General features: G+C 60.1%; 20 protein-coding genes and 1 pseudogene. 9 read left to right on the forward strand and 12 right to left on the reverse strand.

The annotated features are described in order from the left end of the window. Nucleotides 1–46: 46 nt before the first annotated feature. Together AC13QO_RS17470 and AC13QO_RS17475 are read right to left on the reverse strand one after the other, a co-directional pair. Nucleotides 47–691: an NrsF family protein gene (locus AC13QO_RS17470; protein ID WP_488541380.1), complete on the reverse strand. Its 645-nt coding sequence runs from the start codon at nt 689–691 to the stop codon at nt 47–49. Then, the gene (locus AC13QO_RS17475; protein ID WP_488541381.1) at nt 688–1,236 is read right to left on the reverse strand and encodes a sigma-70 family RNA polymerase sigma factor; all 549 of its coding nucleotides are present in this window, start codon (nt 1,234–1,236) and stop codon (nt 688–690) included. Before AC13QO_RS17475 ends, AC13QO_RS17470 begins: the two co-directional genes overlap by 4 nt. Nucleotides 1,237–1,440: 204 nt before the next feature. Between AC13QO_RS17475 and AC13QO_RS17480 the strand changes: the two are divergent. After that, nucleotides 1,441–1,669: pseudogene (locus AC13QO_RS17480) on the forward strand (molybdopterin-binding protein); the annotation flags it as partial. Nucleotides 1,670–1,677: 8 nt separating this feature from the next. On the opposite strand, the gene AC13QO_RS17485 reads toward AC13QO_RS17480, so the two are convergent. From AC13QO_RS17485 to AC13QO_RS17495, 3 genes are all read right to left on the reverse strand, one after another. Next, complete coding sequence (locus AC13QO_RS17485; protein ID WP_488541382.1) at nt 1,678–2,427, reverse strand: Crp/Fnr family transcriptional regulator; 750 nt, start codon at nt 2,425–2,427, stop codon at nt 1,678–1,680. 140 nt (nt 2,428–2,567) lie between these two features. After that, on the reverse strand, nt 2,568–3,305 hold the full coding sequence (locus tag AC13QO_RS17490; RefSeq protein WP_488541383.1) for an MBL fold metallo-hydrolase: 738 nt from the start codon (nt 3,303–3,305) through the stop codon (nt 2,568–2,570). Between the two features lie 106 nt (nt 3,306–3,411). Further along, on the reverse strand, nt 3,412–3,924 hold the full coding sequence (locus AC13QO_RS17495) for a ferritin-like domain-containing protein (RefSeq protein WP_488541384.1): 513 nt from the start codon (nt 3,922–3,924) through the stop codon (nt 3,412–3,414). A gap of 188 nt (nt 3,925–4,112) precedes the next feature. Between AC13QO_RS17495 and AC13QO_RS17500 the strand changes: the two genes are divergently transcribed. The 4 genes from AC13QO_RS17500 to AC13QO_RS17515 all read left to right on the forward strand — a co-directional run bounded on the left by AC13QO_RS17500 (nt 4,113) and on the right by AC13QO_RS17515 (nt 7,296). Next, complete coding sequence (locus tag AC13QO_RS17500) at nt 4,113–4,937, forward strand: manganese catalase family protein (protein ID WP_488541385.1); 825 nt, start codon at nt 4,113–4,115, stop codon at nt 4,935–4,937. 42 nt (nt 4,938–4,979) lie between these two features. Then, nucleotides 4,980–5,474, forward strand: a complete 495-nt coding sequence (locus tag AC13QO_RS17505) for a DUF4142 domain-containing protein (RefSeq protein ID WP_488541386.1) — start codon at nt 4,980–4,982, stop codon at nt 5,472–5,474. A 140-nt stretch (nt 5,475–5,614) separates the two neighbouring features. Further along, nucleotides 5,615–6,463, forward strand: a complete 849-nt coding sequence (locus tag AC13QO_RS17510; protein WP_245362247.1) for an alpha/beta hydrolase — start codon at nt 5,615–5,617, stop codon at nt 6,461–6,463. A gap of 113 nt (nt 6,464–6,576) precedes the next feature. Continuing rightward, a complete protein-coding gene (locus AC13QO_RS17515; protein ID WP_085782027.1) occupies nt 6,577–7,296 on the forward strand; it encodes a Crp/Fnr family transcriptional regulator in 720 nt (239 codons plus the stop codon). Between the two features lie 24 nt (nt 7,297–7,320). Here the strand turns inward: AC13QO_RS17515 and AC13QO_RS17520 are convergent, their stop codons facing one another. The 4 genes from AC13QO_RS17520 to AC13QO_RS17535 form a co-directional block, all read right to left on the reverse strand. After that, nucleotides 7,321–7,752, reverse strand: coding sequence for a DUF983 domain-containing protein (locus AC13QO_RS17520; protein ID WP_085781345.1), 432 nt, complete (start codon nt 7,750–7,752; stop codon nt 7,321–7,323). A gap of 69 nt (nt 7,753–7,821) precedes the next feature. Beyond that, nucleotides 7,822–8,004, reverse strand: a complete 183-nt coding sequence (locus tag AC13QO_RS17525) for a hypothetical protein (RefSeq protein ID WP_085781346.1) — start codon at nt 8,002–8,004, stop codon at nt 7,822–7,824. Continuing rightward, nucleotides 8,001–8,303: a hypothetical protein gene (locus AC13QO_RS17530; protein WP_085781347.1), complete on the reverse strand. Its 303-nt coding sequence runs from the start codon at nt 8,301–8,303 to the stop codon at nt 8,001–8,003. The genes AC13QO_RS17525 and AC13QO_RS17530 overlap by 4 nt, the downstream gene beginning before the upstream one ends. 134 nt (nt 8,304–8,437) lie before the next feature. Continuing rightward, entirely contained in the window at nt 8,438–8,809 is a 372-nt protein-coding gene (locus AC13QO_RS17535; protein ID WP_085781348.1) for a hypothetical protein, read from the reverse strand. Between the two features lie 274 nt (nt 8,810–9,083). Here AC13QO_RS17535 and AC13QO_RS17540 point away from each other — a divergent pair, with 274 nt between their 5' ends. From AC13QO_RS17540 to AC13QO_RS17550, 3 genes are all read left to right on the forward strand, one after another. Then, nucleotides 9,084–9,383, forward strand: a complete 300-nt coding sequence (locus AC13QO_RS17540; protein WP_085781349.1) for a hypothetical protein — start codon at nt 9,084–9,086, stop codon at nt 9,381–9,383. Further along, entirely contained in the window at nt 9,376–9,672 is a 297-nt protein-coding gene (locus AC13QO_RS17545; protein WP_085782028.1) for a hypothetical protein, read from the forward strand. The genes AC13QO_RS17540 and AC13QO_RS17545 overlap by 8 nt, the downstream gene beginning before the upstream one ends. A 117-nt stretch (nt 9,673–9,789) precedes the next feature. Further along, on the forward strand, nt 9,790–10,029 hold the full coding sequence (locus tag AC13QO_RS17550) for a DUF6894 family protein (protein ID WP_085782029.1): 240 nt from the start codon (nt 9,790–9,792) through the stop codon (nt 10,027–10,029). Here AC13QO_RS17550 and AC13QO_RS17555 read toward each other — a convergent pair. Beyond that, nucleotides 10,013–10,753: a Crp/Fnr family transcriptional regulator gene (locus AC13QO_RS17555; RefSeq protein ID WP_085781350.1), complete on the reverse strand. Its 741-nt coding sequence runs from the start codon at nt 10,751–10,753 to the stop codon at nt 10,013–10,015. The two genes, AC13QO_RS17550 and AC13QO_RS17555, sit on opposite strands and share 17 nt — an antisense overlap. 190 nt (nt 10,754–10,943) lie before the next feature. Beyond that, nucleotides 10,944–12,317, reverse strand: coding sequence for a sensor histidine kinase (locus AC13QO_RS17560; RefSeq protein WP_488541387.1), 1,374 nt, complete (start codon nt 12,315–12,317; stop codon nt 10,944–10,946). Between the two features lie 467 nt (nt 12,318–12,784). Here AC13QO_RS17560 and AC13QO_RS17565 point away from each other — a divergent pair, with 467 nt between their 5' ends. After that, the gene (locus AC13QO_RS17565; RefSeq protein ID WP_488541388.1) at nt 12,785–13,126 is read left to right on the forward strand and encodes a helix-turn-helix domain-containing protein; all 342 of its coding nucleotides are present in this window, start codon (nt 12,785–12,787) and stop codon (nt 13,124–13,126) included. 35 nt (nt 13,127–13,161) lie between these two features. Here AC13QO_RS17565 and AC13QO_RS17570 read toward each other — a convergent pair whose 3' ends face one another. After that, the gene (locus AC13QO_RS17570; protein WP_085781352.1) at nt 13,162–13,422 is read right to left on the reverse strand and encodes a hypothetical protein; all 261 of its coding nucleotides are present in this window, start codon (nt 13,420–13,422) and stop codon (nt 13,162–13,164) included. Nucleotides 13,423–13,500: the final 78 nt, after the last annotated feature.

A 13,500-nucleotide genomic window follows, 5' to 3' on the forward strand; every position in this document is an offset into this window, starting at 1 on the left:
AACCAAGGGAAACCCGGAATGTTCCAGATCAAGAAATCGAGAAGGGTCACCAGCGGAGCAGGCGGGGTCCGGTGACGGCGCCGACAGCGCCGATGAGCAGGATGCCGAGTGTGTACCAGATCAACACGAAAGGAATGCCGTTTTCGGTGCAGAACCAGGAATAGACCCAAGCTCCGGCTGCTCCCGCGGCAATGCCGGCGACGAAGCCGGTCAGCCGCAGATCGACAGGCGCTGCACGGCGCAGTGCCCAGACCGTACCGGCATAGACCGGGATCGCAAAGCCTGCGATGAGCGGCGGGCAATGCAGCGCCGAGGACCCGACGATCAGCAATCGATAGCTCTCGCGCGGTGCCATCAGAAGCTGAATGGCCGCGACGGCCGTCATGGCGGCGAAGATCAAGGCGAGCAGACCGAAAAAGCGTCCCTCCGAGCCATCGGGGCGGGAAAGCCGAAAAACGGCTGCAAAGGCGGCCGCCGCAATCAGGGCATTATAGGCCGACTTGATCCAGAAGACCGGCAGCATCAGCACGTCTGAGATATCGACCCGGGGGCCGAGAATGATCAGCATCAGCAGCAGGGAAAATGCGAGGGCGGGCGCTATGCCGAGCGCAAAGCGGCGCCATAGCGCGTTGCGCGGCACCGGCTTCAGGTCGCTTGTCAATCGTTCGATGATATCGTCCGTCTTTGTCACGATGTGCCTCGCAATCTCTCTCCGAGCGCCTTGAGCGCCCGATGGATGCTGACTTTCACCGCCGATTCGGACTGGCCGGTGCGGCTTGCGGCGTCGGCAACCGAACTGCCCTCGAGCTTCACCTGCCGGATCAGTTCCTGCTGTCTCGGCGGCAAGCCGTCAAGCAACCGCTCGACGTCCAGGCGGGCAGTCAGTCTGTCCTCCCTGAAGTCGCTTTCGATCTCTTCATCAAGCTCTGTCTCAGCCAGCCTGCGTCCGCCACGGCCGCGGTGATGGTCTATCAGCTTGTAGCGGGCGATGGAGAAAAACCAGGCGGTAAAAGGTCTCGTCCGGTCATAGGTAGACCGTCGGGAATGCAGCGCCAGCAACGTCTCCTGCACCAGATCTTCCATGTCCGCTCTCGTCGCCGCAGCCATTCTGCGGCTGTAATAGCCGACAAGCAGCACACGCAAAGCCGTCAGCAAACGCCGATAGGCAGCCTCGTCCCCGTCAAGGGACAGAAGCATCAATGCTTTCAGGGCTTCTTCCGAATGGGCGGTGGTCATGCTGTCAAAGAGCTCATTCGTAGATGCAGGCAATCGGGTTACACCGTAAATCAAACAATTTCGGCACCGAACCTCTATCACATGAGTGTGAAGCTGTAACGCATCCCGACGGACCGCGAATGGATAGATGTGAGCCGGCGGCAGATCGCCGACGGACACGGTAATCTGTTCCAGGAAAATTCCCAGGACCAAGCTTTTTTGATCAAGACGCTTGATGGCAGCGGATGGTTCTATGAGAGCATCGATCTCGTAGACGCCTTCCATCCGCAGATTATCCTCGCCTAGGTGATGAACCTGGAAGTAGCGCGCCGACCAGGCTCCGGGTCGAGCGGCAGCTTGGTTAACGGATTCAAGGCAGTCGCGATCACGGGCAGCTTTACGGCGGCAATGACGGCGTCTGGGGGGATCGCGGCTCGAATGGCATGCGGGAATAGGCTGCGGTTATCCCTGTGCAGCCAATCGGTTCGAAAGAGCTGATCGCTTCGATTTTCTCAGAGGTCCAAGCAGTCGCTCATATTCGTCCTCCGCCCTGCCGTAGGCGTCGGCGGCGAATTCCTCGAGACCGGCGCGATCTCTGACGATCACCAGCCCTCGGACGGAGCGGATGAAATGGTTGCCCTCGAGCAGATGCAGCGCTGTGGTGACGCTCGGGCGTCTGACTGCCAGCATCAGTGCAATGAATTCATGGGTCAGGGCGAGCTTATCGCCGTCAATGCGATCGTGGCACATCAAGATCCAGCGAGCCAGCCGCTCATCGATGCCGTGGATCGCATTGGAGAGCGCGGTGAAACCGGCCTGAACCGCGAGGGCGTGGGTGCTCTTATGCAGCAGACTGGTAAGCACCGGCTGAGTTTTGATCAGATCCAGCAACGTGTCTTGCTGCAACCGATACGCAAAACCCGGTACCTGGACGGTGATCTCGGTAATGTTGATTCCCGCGTCGATCGCTGCCGCAGTGGGGGCAAACCCCTCACGGCCGAACAATCCGGCTTCGACGCGATTGCCCTCGGGCGAAATATTGATGACGGAACCTACCCCCGAGCACGGAAAATAGACGTAGTCGATCGCCTGGCCGGCTTCGGCCATGAGAAAGCCGCGAGGAATGTCGCAAGCTTCGAGACGAGAGACGACAGTTGCAAGCTCCTCCTTGGGTAAGAGGGCGAGCAACCGGTTCTCATTGGGCGGTGTCATAGCTTCTGCCAATGCTCGCTCTCCGGAAGACGCGGGGTTTTAAGGCAGTCTGATCTAATGCAACTCACGAGCCCGCCCACGGTTCCTGCAATGTGCGGAATCAGCGAGAGGTATCGGCAGACTTGCCGGCCTTGGCCGGATCAAGGTCGTAGCGCCCGCCTTCGGGCACAGCGATGTCGCGGAAGGCGACAGCGAGACGATGCAGCTGATTTCTGACATTCTGCCCCCTTGATAGGCCTGCCGTGCCCAGAGATGATGAGCGCCGGTTCCAGCGATGCCAGAAGCGAGACGGATTTTTGCGCCTCCTGCGAATCCGGCGTAAAATAGCGCGGCGGTCCGTGGATCTCCGGTGTCTGGGCGATCGCTTCGTAAGCCGATTCCTGTCCCGTCGTAATGATGGCGGCGCCCGCTATCAGCGTACGGTCGCTTTCACGCCAAAGCGAGATATGGCCCGGCGACCCGGCGTATGGAGCCATACCCATCCCGGCATCCCCGGCACAGTCTGGTCGGCAGGTAGCATTTCCAGCCGTGACCGCACATCGACAGGCGAGCGCGGATAGAGCTGCGATAGCAAGGTCATGGCGCCGCCGCCGGCCAGCGGATCGGCGCGAGGATAGGACGCCTCTCCCTCCAGATACGGCTTTTTCCAGCGGATGCGCGAAGACAGGCACATCCCAGTAGCTTGCGAGACTCTCGACGGATCCGGCGTGATCGGAATGCGCATGCGTCATCACGATGGCGGCAGGCGGCACATTGTCACCAAACCGCAGGGCCGCGAACTCCCTGATCCGATCGCTCGAAGTCGACAGGCCCGTATCGATGAGAACCCACGGACCTTGCCCGTCGGGTCGCCATAAAAGATGACGTTGACGATCCACATCGTTCGATAGGCAAGATCGGACGTCAGGACGACCTGCGTTCCATCAGCCGATTTCCTCGCGGGCGCAGGTCACCATCGGACAGAGGAAGCTGGTTGACCATGCCTCAGACCTTCGCCGTTTCGCCGGCCTGGCGCAGCGAAAGGAACTTGGTCGTCAGCGCGACGACGTTGTCGTTGATCCATTGCGCCATTGCCAGTTCCTCAGCGAGACTGGCTTGCAGGCCGGACATGGCGCCGCCAAAACTGCCGGCTTCGGCGATGGTGAGCAGCGATTTGTAGGCCGCGGCTTCGAAGTTTTCGAAAGCATAGTTGGCGAAGGAATTCTTCAGGATCTCGTCGCCGGCAACCGTATGGCCAAGTGCCGCCATCGATCCGCTAAAGGAAAGTGCGAGGTCCTTCAGCGTCGACTTGTCCTCATTCAAACCGTCGAGGATCTCTTCCAGGCGCACGATCTGGCCATCGGTTTCGCGGATGTGCTGATCGAGCTTTTCAGCGACTTCCGGATAATTTTCGATGCGCTTGAGCTGCGGCTTCATGATACTGAGCGCCTGGTTTTCCATGGCATGCGCGTTTCTCAAGCCGACGACGAAAATGTCGCGAATCTCGTTCTCTGCCATATCGGGCCTCCTTTTTCTCGAAGCCCCCTAACCGGAACGATACGTCTTGGTTCCCAGCAATTCCCATCCGTACGAATGAAACCAACCCTCTCGGATTACCGCGCATCGGGAACCGCCCTCCTCGTCCGGTTGTTGGGGCCGAGTCCTGATGCCTTGGCATAGACGAACACCCCAAAAAGGAGAGACTGATGTTCTATACGGATGGAAAGCTTCAATTCCCGGTGCGGGTCGATTCACCCGATCCTCAATTCGCCAGAGCTTTGCAGCAGGCAATCGGCGGCGTGGAAGGCGAGATCCGGGTCGCCATGCAATATTTCTTTCAGGCCTGCGGCGCCCGTGGCAATCCCAAGTTCCGCGATCTCCTGATGAATACGGCGGCGGAAGAACTCGGCCACATCGAGATGCTGGCGACAGCGGTTGCATTGAACCTTGAGGGCGCTCCGGTTTCGGTCAAGGAAGAAGTTGCCGGCGATCCTGTCGCGAGCGCGGTGCTTGGCGGGCTGAACATGAAGAACCTGCTCTCGGCCGGCCTCTCAGCCATGCCCGTCGATTCCGACGGCGTTCCCTTCGACATGTCGCATATCTACGCAAGCGGCAATATCGCCGCAGACATGGCGGCCAATGTCGCCGCCGAATCCACTGGTCGGGTTTTGGCCACCCGCCTGTTCAACCTCACGAACGATCCCGGGATGAAGCAGATGCTCTCCTATCTGATCGCTCGTGACACCATGCATCAGAACCAATGGATGGCAGCACTCGAAGAACTCGGCGGCCCGACAAAGGTCCTCCCGATTCCGAACAGCTTCCCCCAGGAGCAGGAACTGCAGGAATTCAGCTACGCCTATCTCGGCTTCCAGCAGGACGGCAGCGAGCCGGCGCCGGGACGCTGGTCGCAAGGTCCATCAATCGACGGTAAGGGGAATTTCAAGACAGTCGTTCCGCAGCCGATGGGACAGAAGCCGGTCCTCGGACCGGCCAAACCTAACAGCGGAGCACAGGCTGAGCAGTTGTAACTGGCGGTCAGGCTCGCCCCGCACTCATACCGGAGAACGTTCATGAAGGTGATAGCCAGACTTTGCTTTCTTTTGCTGATTGCGGCGCCCGCTCTTGCCGATGACGCCTCGCACCAGAAGGCAACCGATTTCGCCACGCGCGCGTCCATCTCGAACATGTTCGAGGTGGAAGCCGCTAGGATCGAAGTTGCCAAGGGCTCGGCTGAGGACGCCAAGCAATTTGCCAATGACATGCTGAAGGATCACGGGCGAGCGGGACCGGCATTGACGCAAGCAGCCAAAGAGGATGGTGTCGAGCTGCCATCCGCCCTCGACGAAGAGCACCAGAAGAAGCTTGAAGCACTTGGGCAAAGCCCTGAGAATGACCTCGACCAAGCCTATCTATCGACGCAGGTTTCGGCGCATCAGCAGGCTGTGTCCCTTTTCTTGGACTATTCGCAAAATGGTCCTGACGGAGCCTTGAAGCGTGCCGCCCAGAAGATCCTGCCGGATCTCAGGATGCATCTGACCCGGATTCAGGGACTGACGTCGAAGTGAAAAAGACGTCACATCGGATGGCGGCGAGCGGGAGCCCGCCGCATGTGACCTGTCACGAGATCCGACACGCGCGCGGGCTCAATGCTGTGCTCGGCTTACTTCCGCGTTACCATACCGGCCGCCGTTGGAATTCCAGGGTCATGCAGGCCGCCATTGAAGCAGCGCAGTTCTTCCTGCCCGATGGACTGCTTGCCCGCCGCGACATTGCCACCCGCACGATCAAGGCGGGCGGCAGGCGGATCAATCTGAGGCTGATCAGCCCAGGCGACGGCGTCTGCGGCCTCTACGTCCATTTCCATGGTGGCGCCTGGGTGATGGGCAACGCCCGGCTTGACGACCGCATCACCCGCCCAATCGCCAGAGACTGTCGAATACTGGTGGCCGGCGTCGATTTTCATAATGCGGCCGACGACCGGCTGGACCTCTCTCTTCAGGACAGCAAGGTCGCGATCGAATGGCTCGTCGATCATCTCGCCGAGTTTGAGGTCGAGCGGATTATCGTGGGTGGCGAATCCTCGGGCGCGCATCTCGCCGCGGAGGCGCTCCTCCACCTTCGCGAGCGCGGCAAGGCGGAGAGGGTTGTCGGATTTGTTTCCATGTGCGGTGCTTTCGATCTCGGCGGGTCGCAAAGTCTGCGGCTCTCGACCGGCAGAAGCCTGGTGATCGATGGGCCATCGGCGCTGCGCAATTTGCAGCGACTGACGCCAAGCCTTTCCGGGCGTGAGGCGAAGGGTCCGTTGTTTGCCGATCTCTCTGGCCTGCCCCCCGCCCTGCTGGTCGCCGGAGCGCTCGATCCAATCCTCGACGACAGCATCTCGATGTATGAGCGATGGCAGAGCCAAAGCGGCAATGCCGACCGCGTCATCTTCCCGGAGGCCCCGCACGGCTTCAACCGATTGCCGACCAGGCTGGCAGATAGAGCAAACAGCCTAGTCAGGTCATGGATCTCGCAGACGCTCGGCCGCACTGCGAGCGCGGGTAGTGGCTGATCGAGCGCAGGCCCTCGAGTCTGTACGCTATTGCACAATGTATTGCTGAACGATTCTAGATGGTTAGGTTCGCCCGCAGCAAGGGCCGCATTATCACTGATGCGCGTATGGACATGGATGACCAACAATTGAACTTTCGCAATGAACTTTTGCGCGCCATGGGCCCGCAGGAGCAGCAGCTCCTGCTGCCGCATCTGGAGCCCGTCGATCTCGAAGTGCCTCTGGTCATTGAAATGGAGAATAGTCCGGTCAGCGACGTCTATATTCTCGAATCAGGGCTTGCCTCGATCGTGGCGAGATTTCCGGGCGGGCGTGATATCGAAGTGGGCATTGTCGGCCGCGAGGGCATGACGGGTGCAGCAGTAATTCTGGGGGGAAATCAATCCGCGAACCGGACGTTCATGCAAGTCTCCGGCCATGGCTTCAAATTGCCGGCATCGGTCCTTTCTGCGGCGATGGAGGAAAGCCGCCCCTTGCGCAGCCTGCTTCTCGCCTATGTCCAGGCGCTGCTCGCGCAGACAACGTCGACGGTGCTCGCCAACGGCCATGCCAAGCTCGAGGAGCGGCTGGCGCGATGGCTGCTGATGGTCCATGACCGGACCGATGGCGCGACCATTTGGCTGACCCACGAGTTTCTGGCGGTGATGCTCGGCGTGCGCCGCGCAGGGGTCACGGTCGCTCTGCACCTGCTCGAAGGCAAGGGGCTGATCCGATCCACGCGGCGACAGATCGTCATCCTCAACCGGCGGGGATTGATAGAAGAGGCGCATGGATCCTACGGCGCTGCCGAAGAAGAATATCGGCGGCTGATCGGCAAGGATCTCGCCCGCTGAAAAGCATGCCGCCGCGTGAGCGCCTCAGGACCGCTCCCTCCGCTCCTTCTCGGAGGCATGCCAGGCTCTGTCGATACTGCCTTCCTCCGCCTTGTGAAAGAATTGCGAGCACACGAGCCAGCCTTTCAGCGGCCTCAGAATGAGAATGCAGGCGATGACGCTGAGGGGCAGGCTGACGATGAGATGCACCCAGATCGCCGGCTCGAACGTGAATTGGAACCAGAGGGCAAAGGCGAGCGCCGGAACGGCGACGATCGACATCGCGAAGAAGGCCGGCCCATCCGCCGGATCGGCGAATGAATAATCCAGGCCGCAGACTTCGCAGCCTCGGGCGAGCGTAAGATATCCGGAAAACAGATGACCCCGCTGGCACCGCGGGCAGCGTCCCAAAAGTCCCGTGAGGGCAGGGTTCGTCGTTACCTGATAATTGGTGGGAACTTCATTTTCGGGTTCCATTCCCCTCGAACCGCGCCCGAAGGGGCAGGTTCCGCAGCCGACGGTGTTTTTCGGCGGACCGGCGGTGGATCAGCCTGATCCTGGCGTGATGCTCTGGTCGTCCTTCTCGGACAGCGCGCCGGCGCCGGGCGTTTTGCTTTCGTCTATGAGATGATCCTTGGCGTGAGGGCCGGCGGGCGGGTTTTTCCTCGCATCGGCGGTTTCCTTTTCGGTTCCTTCGATGTCGGCTCGCGCTTTTTCACCGTCATTCATGAGCTGCTCCTCGTCAGATTGAGATGACCGAGCGGCCGTTTCGATCTCCGCCCCGCCGTGATCGCAGCAGTTCGGGAGAGCCCCCTTTTCGCCGACGCCAGACGGCCGACCGACAGCAGCTTGACCTCGTCAGTCAAACCGTGGCGATAAAGGCGAATGAGCAGAGCGGCGACCTCCTGCATTTCAGGCGAACGCACGGCTTTGCCGGCCTCGCGGCAGATCACATCCAAGACGATTTGCAGACGCTGAAGATCGGCAGAATCGAGCGCTTTCAAATGGATGGACTGAGAATCGAGCATGACCCTGGTCCCTAAGCTTTTCACCGTGCGTTTTTGAATAATGGGACTCTATTGCAGCCGAAACAACTCCTCGTCCTCCATTGTACGGAAGCGAACACCCACCGCATCGCGCGCCCGAAGGGAAGCCAGGCGCTTTAGTGATAATAGGACGGGTCCCCTCCGAACAGAGCGGCGATCATCGCGTCCACGTCGGAAGGACGCCCACTGACCACAAAGCTGCCCGGCGGTGTTTCGGATCGCTCGTCATAGGCAAAGATGAAAGGAATCCGCCGTGTCTCCAACCAATCATTTATCCAGAGCATGGCTTCGTCGGAAATCGTCACGTCGACGATCACCGCATCGAACAGCAGGCCCTCGCTCAAGCATTCCATGGCGCTGGAGATGACAAGGGGGCCGGCGAGCACCGCCTGGCGCGCGATCAACGCCTTTCTTGCACCGTCCGAAAGGAAGCCGGCTTCACCAATGATAAGGATCGTCTTGCCGGCGACCGGACTGAGCGACTTCATGGCGGACGCCTACTGTAATCCAGGTTTTAGGGTGATCATGCTGTTCAATGGCGGTTTAGAAGCATAGGCGGGTCCGCGCCTGTATCGTGCCTACCATATTCGAGCCTGTCATGCGACGTTCATTTTGCCCTGACCGCCGAACCCTTGCCGGGCCGCCTTGTTCCCCGGCGGTTGGGATCCCGGCGCCGGCCGTGCGATCCGTACGTTTTCGCACCAGCTGTTGAAATCGATGACCCTAAGTTTAGGATCGTCGCATACAAGGGGAGGAACGCGGATGATGCAGCACGCGGGAATCACGAAGCCGCCGTTACAGCCCGACGACGTGGCAATGCTGACCGCGGTCCTTGAAGACTGGTGCCAGGAAAAATCATGCGGGATCGCCAGCCGGGCAGCCGAACATATTGCCAGAGAACTCGTATCCTGGTTCGAATGCGGCATTCGAGACAAGCATAGGCTCGCAGGCCTGATGCGGCATGTGTATCTGGATCCAGAGGACCTGCTCGTCACCCCGGATGCACCGGCCTGCGCACATGTGCGCGAGAATGCCGGGCGGGCGGATGGGCACGATGGATAGAACCCGGCAAAGTGCCCCTGTCGCGGCGGGGCATTCCGAACTCGGTTTTGTCGATCGGCAGATTGCTCTGCGACAGATCGTTGCCGATCTTAGAAACCTGCGCGATGGAGTGCCGGACAACTTCGGTCGAGCTCCGGCTCTCGATCGTCTGCTTCGCATGATCGACGCTTCGGTCATATCGATTGCCAAAGCGGATGACGAGGAATGGGAGATCATTCTTATGGAGCTCCTCGATCTTCGCGCGACGATGACGCGTCTTGCCACTGGCGGCGCCGAAACGTCCCACTGATTTCGACAGCAGGATTTGAAACGAGGAAATTGTCGCCGTTTTAAAGGGCGCCCTGGTTCTTTTCCACGGAACCTTAAGACAGGCTATGGCATTGGTTCTGCAACGATGGGGCGGCTGATGCCACGATTTTATTTTAATGTCGTTTCAGACACCGGCACGGTCGTTGATCCCGATGGTTCTGAACTGGCGACCATTGAAGACGCCAGGCGCGAAGCCGTTCAGGATGCAAGAGCCCTCATGAGTCAGGCAATTCTTTCGGGAAAAGACATTTCAGCGAGAAAGATCTACATCTGCGACGAACAGGGGACCCTGGTTCTGATCGTGCCTTTCGCCGATACGATCAGGAGTGCCGATTAGTGGGGCGCCGGATCGGCAGACCGATCAAACGTTGATATTCGCGCTCCGGAACGCCGTAGCAGCCGGCTGCGATTTCTTCCAGCCGGTCCCTGTCGAGGATCCTGACATTGGCGCGCGTCGACCTGATCGCTCGAAGACCTTCAATGACGTGCAATTCGTTGGTGACGCCTGCGCGGCGCACGCCGAGCATGATGGCCAGCAGTTCATGCGTCAGCGGCAGGTCGCTGCCATTCAGCCGGTCGTGGCACATCAGCAGCCAGCGGGCGAGCCGCTCGTGCATGTTGTAGCGCCCGTTGGCAAGCGCTGACTGGGCCAGCTGAATGTCGCAGCAATGCATGTATTTGAGGAACAGTTCGTTGGCGACCGGAAATTCCGCCAGCACCTGCTTGAAGCTTTTCACTGACACCTGCACGCCGGAGCCGGCGACCTGAACGAAGGTGCGGTTGGGTGTCGTATCCGTTCTCAGCAGGACATGAAGGCCGGACATGCCGTCATGTCCGATGTGGCCGACCTCGACGGCTTCGTCATCGCCATTGGCGGCCACCATTGAGGCAAGACCGCCTTCGATGAAACAGACATACTCGTTCGGCTGATCGGCTTCGACCAGAACATGTCTGGCCGGAAGTTCGATCAGACTGCCATCGCCGGTGAGCTTTTGGAATGCCTCGGCCGGCAGGGCCTTCAACAGCAGATTCCGAATATTGCGTTGGTCCGGTACGTGCATGCGCTTCTCCTGGCGGGAGACAGCCCGTGCTCATACCGACGCCTCGTTGGCGGTAATGACAGAGATATGGGTCATGCATGCAATGATGACCATCTGTAGAAAAGTTTTGTACGGTTGTGACAAAAGCCGGGCGATAAAATTCCCAAGGGCGCCCTTGCCGACTTCATTCCCCGGCCGACACGGAACGCTCTCAAACCTCCCTCGGCAGCCTGATCACGAACCCCGTGCCGGGCTCCCGGTTTTCGATGTGAAGCTCGGCCCTCAGTTGCTGCACCAACGCACGCACGATCTTCATTCCGAGGCTTTTTCCGCCGTTCTCGCCGGACAGCACTTCCGGCGGCAGTCCTCGTCCGTCGTCGGCGACCTCGAGGCGGATCTCATCGGCAATGCTGCGGGCGCTGACTGTGACGGCGCCGGAGACATCGGGATAGGCGTGCTTGAAGGCATTGGTCACCAACTCATTGACGAGGAGGGCGATCTGGATCGCCCGGTCGGCATCGACCATGCATGGATCAGCGTTGACTGATACTGCGTGGCGGGAGGTCGATTGCTGCAGGCGCTGGCAGAGGCTCGACAGGAAATCCGCCAGATCCACCGTTTCGATATCCGGCTGACGCCATAATTGATCGTGCACCTGGGCGATGGTTCCGACACGCGCTTCCGCATCGCGAAGCGCCTGTCCGACCTCCTCCTGTTTGGTCGAACGGGCCTGCATGGCGAGCATGGCCGCAACCAGAGCCAGGCTGTTCTTGACGCGATGGCTCATCTCCCGCAGCATGATCTGCTGATGCTCGTCGGCGAAATGCCGCTCGGTATCGTCCCGGAGCACTTTGAGAAAACCGGCGCGCTGGGCGCGCAGCGGCATGGTCAAGCCGCTGCCCCAGAATGTCGAGCCGTCCTTACGCAAGTGAAACCGCTCGTTCTCGGCGCGGCCGCGCTCGGCCGCCGCCTCCATCTCGCGCTCCAGCGCGCCCTCTTCGCGGTCCTCGGGAACGAACAGGATGCGGGCGTCGCGACCGAGGATCTCGCTCTCCTCGTAGCCGAAGATGCGGCACGCGCCGGTGTTCCAGCTGATGATCCGCCCATCGCGGCCGAAGGCGAAGATCGCATAGTCGATCGCGCTTTTGAGAATAAGCTGGAGGCGCTCTTCGCTGGCGCGCCGAGCTTCGTCCTCATGCAGCATCTGCGTTCGGTCGCGGACGATTTTCAGAAGGCCATAGGTCTCGCCGGCATCGTTGCGAAGCGGCATCATCAGTCCCGAAGCCCAGAACGAACTGCCGTCCTTTCTCACATGCCAGCGATTGTCGTCGGCGCGGCCGGTGGTCAAGGCAAGCCTGATCTCCTTAAGCATTGCCCCGGCAAGCTGATCTTCGAACGTAAAGATCACGGCACCGCTCTGTCCGATGATTTCGGGCGGCGAATAGCCGAAGAGATTTTCCGCGCCGGCGCTCCACGTCACGACAGTGCCGTCGCGATCCATCGCAAAGATTGCATAGTCCCGGGCGCTCTCAATGATGTGCCGATAGATTTCCGCCTCGTCGCTCGAAAGGGGATATTGATCCATGTCTGCGCCCCCATGGAATTGCCGTCAGTTACATTAGCACTTACTACAGTAAATTCTCACCCAAGTGCGCTTGCGTACAAAGTGGCTACGGAGCCTTCTGTCGATAATAGCAGTTTACGGCGAGGTGCCTTGCACTCGGCCATTGACGTGTCCTCTTGCCAAACAAAGGGCAGCGTGATGCGAGCGTTCGAAAGCGAAAATCTCATTCTGTCGCAGTTGGCGGATCCGGGAACCGGCATTGCTTCCATTGTAGGCGACGAGTCCTGAGGGCAGCAAAGTCGAGATCGGCGTGCTTGGCAGGGACGGGATGTTGCCGCCGGCTCTGACGGTGGACGCGGAGCAGTTTTCATTCGACGTCACGATGCAGGTTGGGCTGTGATGGGCGCCGTGCGGAAGCCGGCGCCCTGGCATGCTTCCTCGCCGATCGGCCTGCGGTCCGCCGGCTGCTTTCGCGTTTTCTCCATAACTTGTTCCCGCAGGTCGCCAACACCGCGCCCTCCAACGCCGTGCACAAGATCGATGTTCGCCTGGCGAAATGGATTCTGATGTGCAACGACCGCCTCAATGACGAAGAGGTTGAAATCACGCACGAATATGTGGCCACGTTGCTCGGAGTGCGCTGTTCCAGCGTCACCGATGCCTTACGCATCCTGGAGGGTAAGCATCTCATTTATTTCACCCGCGGCCTGGTGATCATCCAGAACCGCGCATCCCTCGAAGCCTTCGCCGCAGACGCCTACGACCTCCCTGGTACCACAGGACGCGGCTTGCCGCTGATCGACCGCCCATCTCTGGCGCTGAGGCGCTGAAGCCGGCGTGCACCGAAGTCGGCGATACCCACGCGTCATTTACCCGGCAGATCCTTTTCGGTCGTCGCAGCTGCCGGAAGGCGGTTCTGCGACCCCTCCCTATCGGACGCGCGCAAAGGAGCTGTGGGCGCCTTCTGGACATAGATGCCGAGTCCGAGCGCGCCGATGGCGACCACAAAAGCGCCGGCGATGGCGGCGACCGATCGTCGCCCATCCTGCTTGATCATTCCGAAAGCAAGAGCAATTCCGAGAAAGGCCGCCCCTCCCGATACCGCAAAAAGCCAGAGATAATTCATCATCATGCTCCCAATGTCGGGCCCCGAACCCGTGAAGATGGTGTAGGTTCCCACGGTCGTTGACGCGCGGGCGATGCG

This window comes from Rhizobium sp. CNPSo 3670 (genome assembly GCF_057784555.1).

Coding starts and splice junctions, on each gene's coding strand:
- AC13QO_RS17550 (WP_085782029.1), top strand. CDS start 9,790: ATGCCACGATTTTATTTTAATGTCGTTTCAGACACCGGCACGGTCGTT.
- AC13QO_RS17570 (WP_085781352.1), bottom strand. CDS start 13,422: ATGAATTATCTCTGGCTTTTTGCGGTATCGGGAGGGGCGGCCTTTCTC.
- AC13QO_RS17500 (WP_488541385.1), top strand. CDS start 4,113: ATGTTCTATACGGATGGAAAGCTTCAATTCCCGGTGCGGGTCGATTCA.
- AC13QO_RS17505 (WP_488541386.1), top strand. CDS start 4,980: ATGAAGGTGATAGCCAGACTTTGCTTTCTTTTGCTGATTGCGGCGCCC.
- AC13QO_RS17515 (WP_085782027.1), top strand. CDS start 6,577: ATGGATGACCAACAATTGAACTTTCGCAATGAACTTTTGCGCGCCATG.
- AC13QO_RS17475 (WP_488541381.1), bottom strand. CDS start 1,236: ATGACCACCGCCCATTCGGAAGAAGCCCTGAAAGCATTGATGCTTCTG.
- AC13QO_RS17520 (WP_085781345.1), bottom strand. CDS start 7,752: ATGGAACCCGAAAATGAAGTTCCCACCAATTATCAGGTAACGACGAAC.
- AC13QO_RS17560 (WP_488541387.1), bottom strand. CDS start 12,317: ATGGATCAATATCCCCTTTCGAGCGACGAGGCGGAAATCTATCGGCAC.
- AC13QO_RS17545 (WP_085782028.1), top strand. CDS start 9,376: ATGGATAGAACCCGGCAAAGTGCCCCTGTCGCGGCGGGGCATTCCGAA.
- AC13QO_RS17495 (WP_488541384.1), bottom strand. CDS start 3,924: ATGGCAGAGAACGAGATTCGCGACATTTTCGTCGTCGGCTTGAGAAAC.
- AC13QO_RS17535 (WP_085781348.1), bottom strand. CDS start 8,809: ATGAAGTCGCTCAGTCCGGTCGCCGGCAAGACGATCCTTATCATTGGT.
- AC13QO_RS17485 (WP_488541382.1), bottom strand. CDS start 2,427: ATGACACCGCCCAATGAGAACCGGTTGCTCGCCCTCTTACCCAAGGAG.
- AC13QO_RS17540 (WP_085781349.1), top strand. CDS start 9,084: ATGATGCAGCACGCGGGAATCACGAAGCCGCCGTTACAGCCCGACGAC.
- AC13QO_RS17525 (WP_085781346.1), bottom strand. CDS start 8,004: ATGAATGACGGTGAAAAAGCGCGAGCCGACATCGAAGGAACCGAAAAG.
- AC13QO_RS17530 (WP_085781347.1), bottom strand. CDS start 8,303: ATGCTCGATTCTCAGTCCATCCATTTGAAAGCGCTCGATTCTGCCGAT.
- AC13QO_RS17555 (WP_085781350.1), bottom strand. CDS start 10,753: ATGCACGTACCGGACCAACGCAATATTCGGAATCTGCTGTTGAAGGCC.
- AC13QO_RS17510 (WP_245362247.1), top strand. CDS start 5,615: ATGCAGGCCGCCATTGAAGCAGCGCAGTTCTTCCTGCCCGATGGACTG.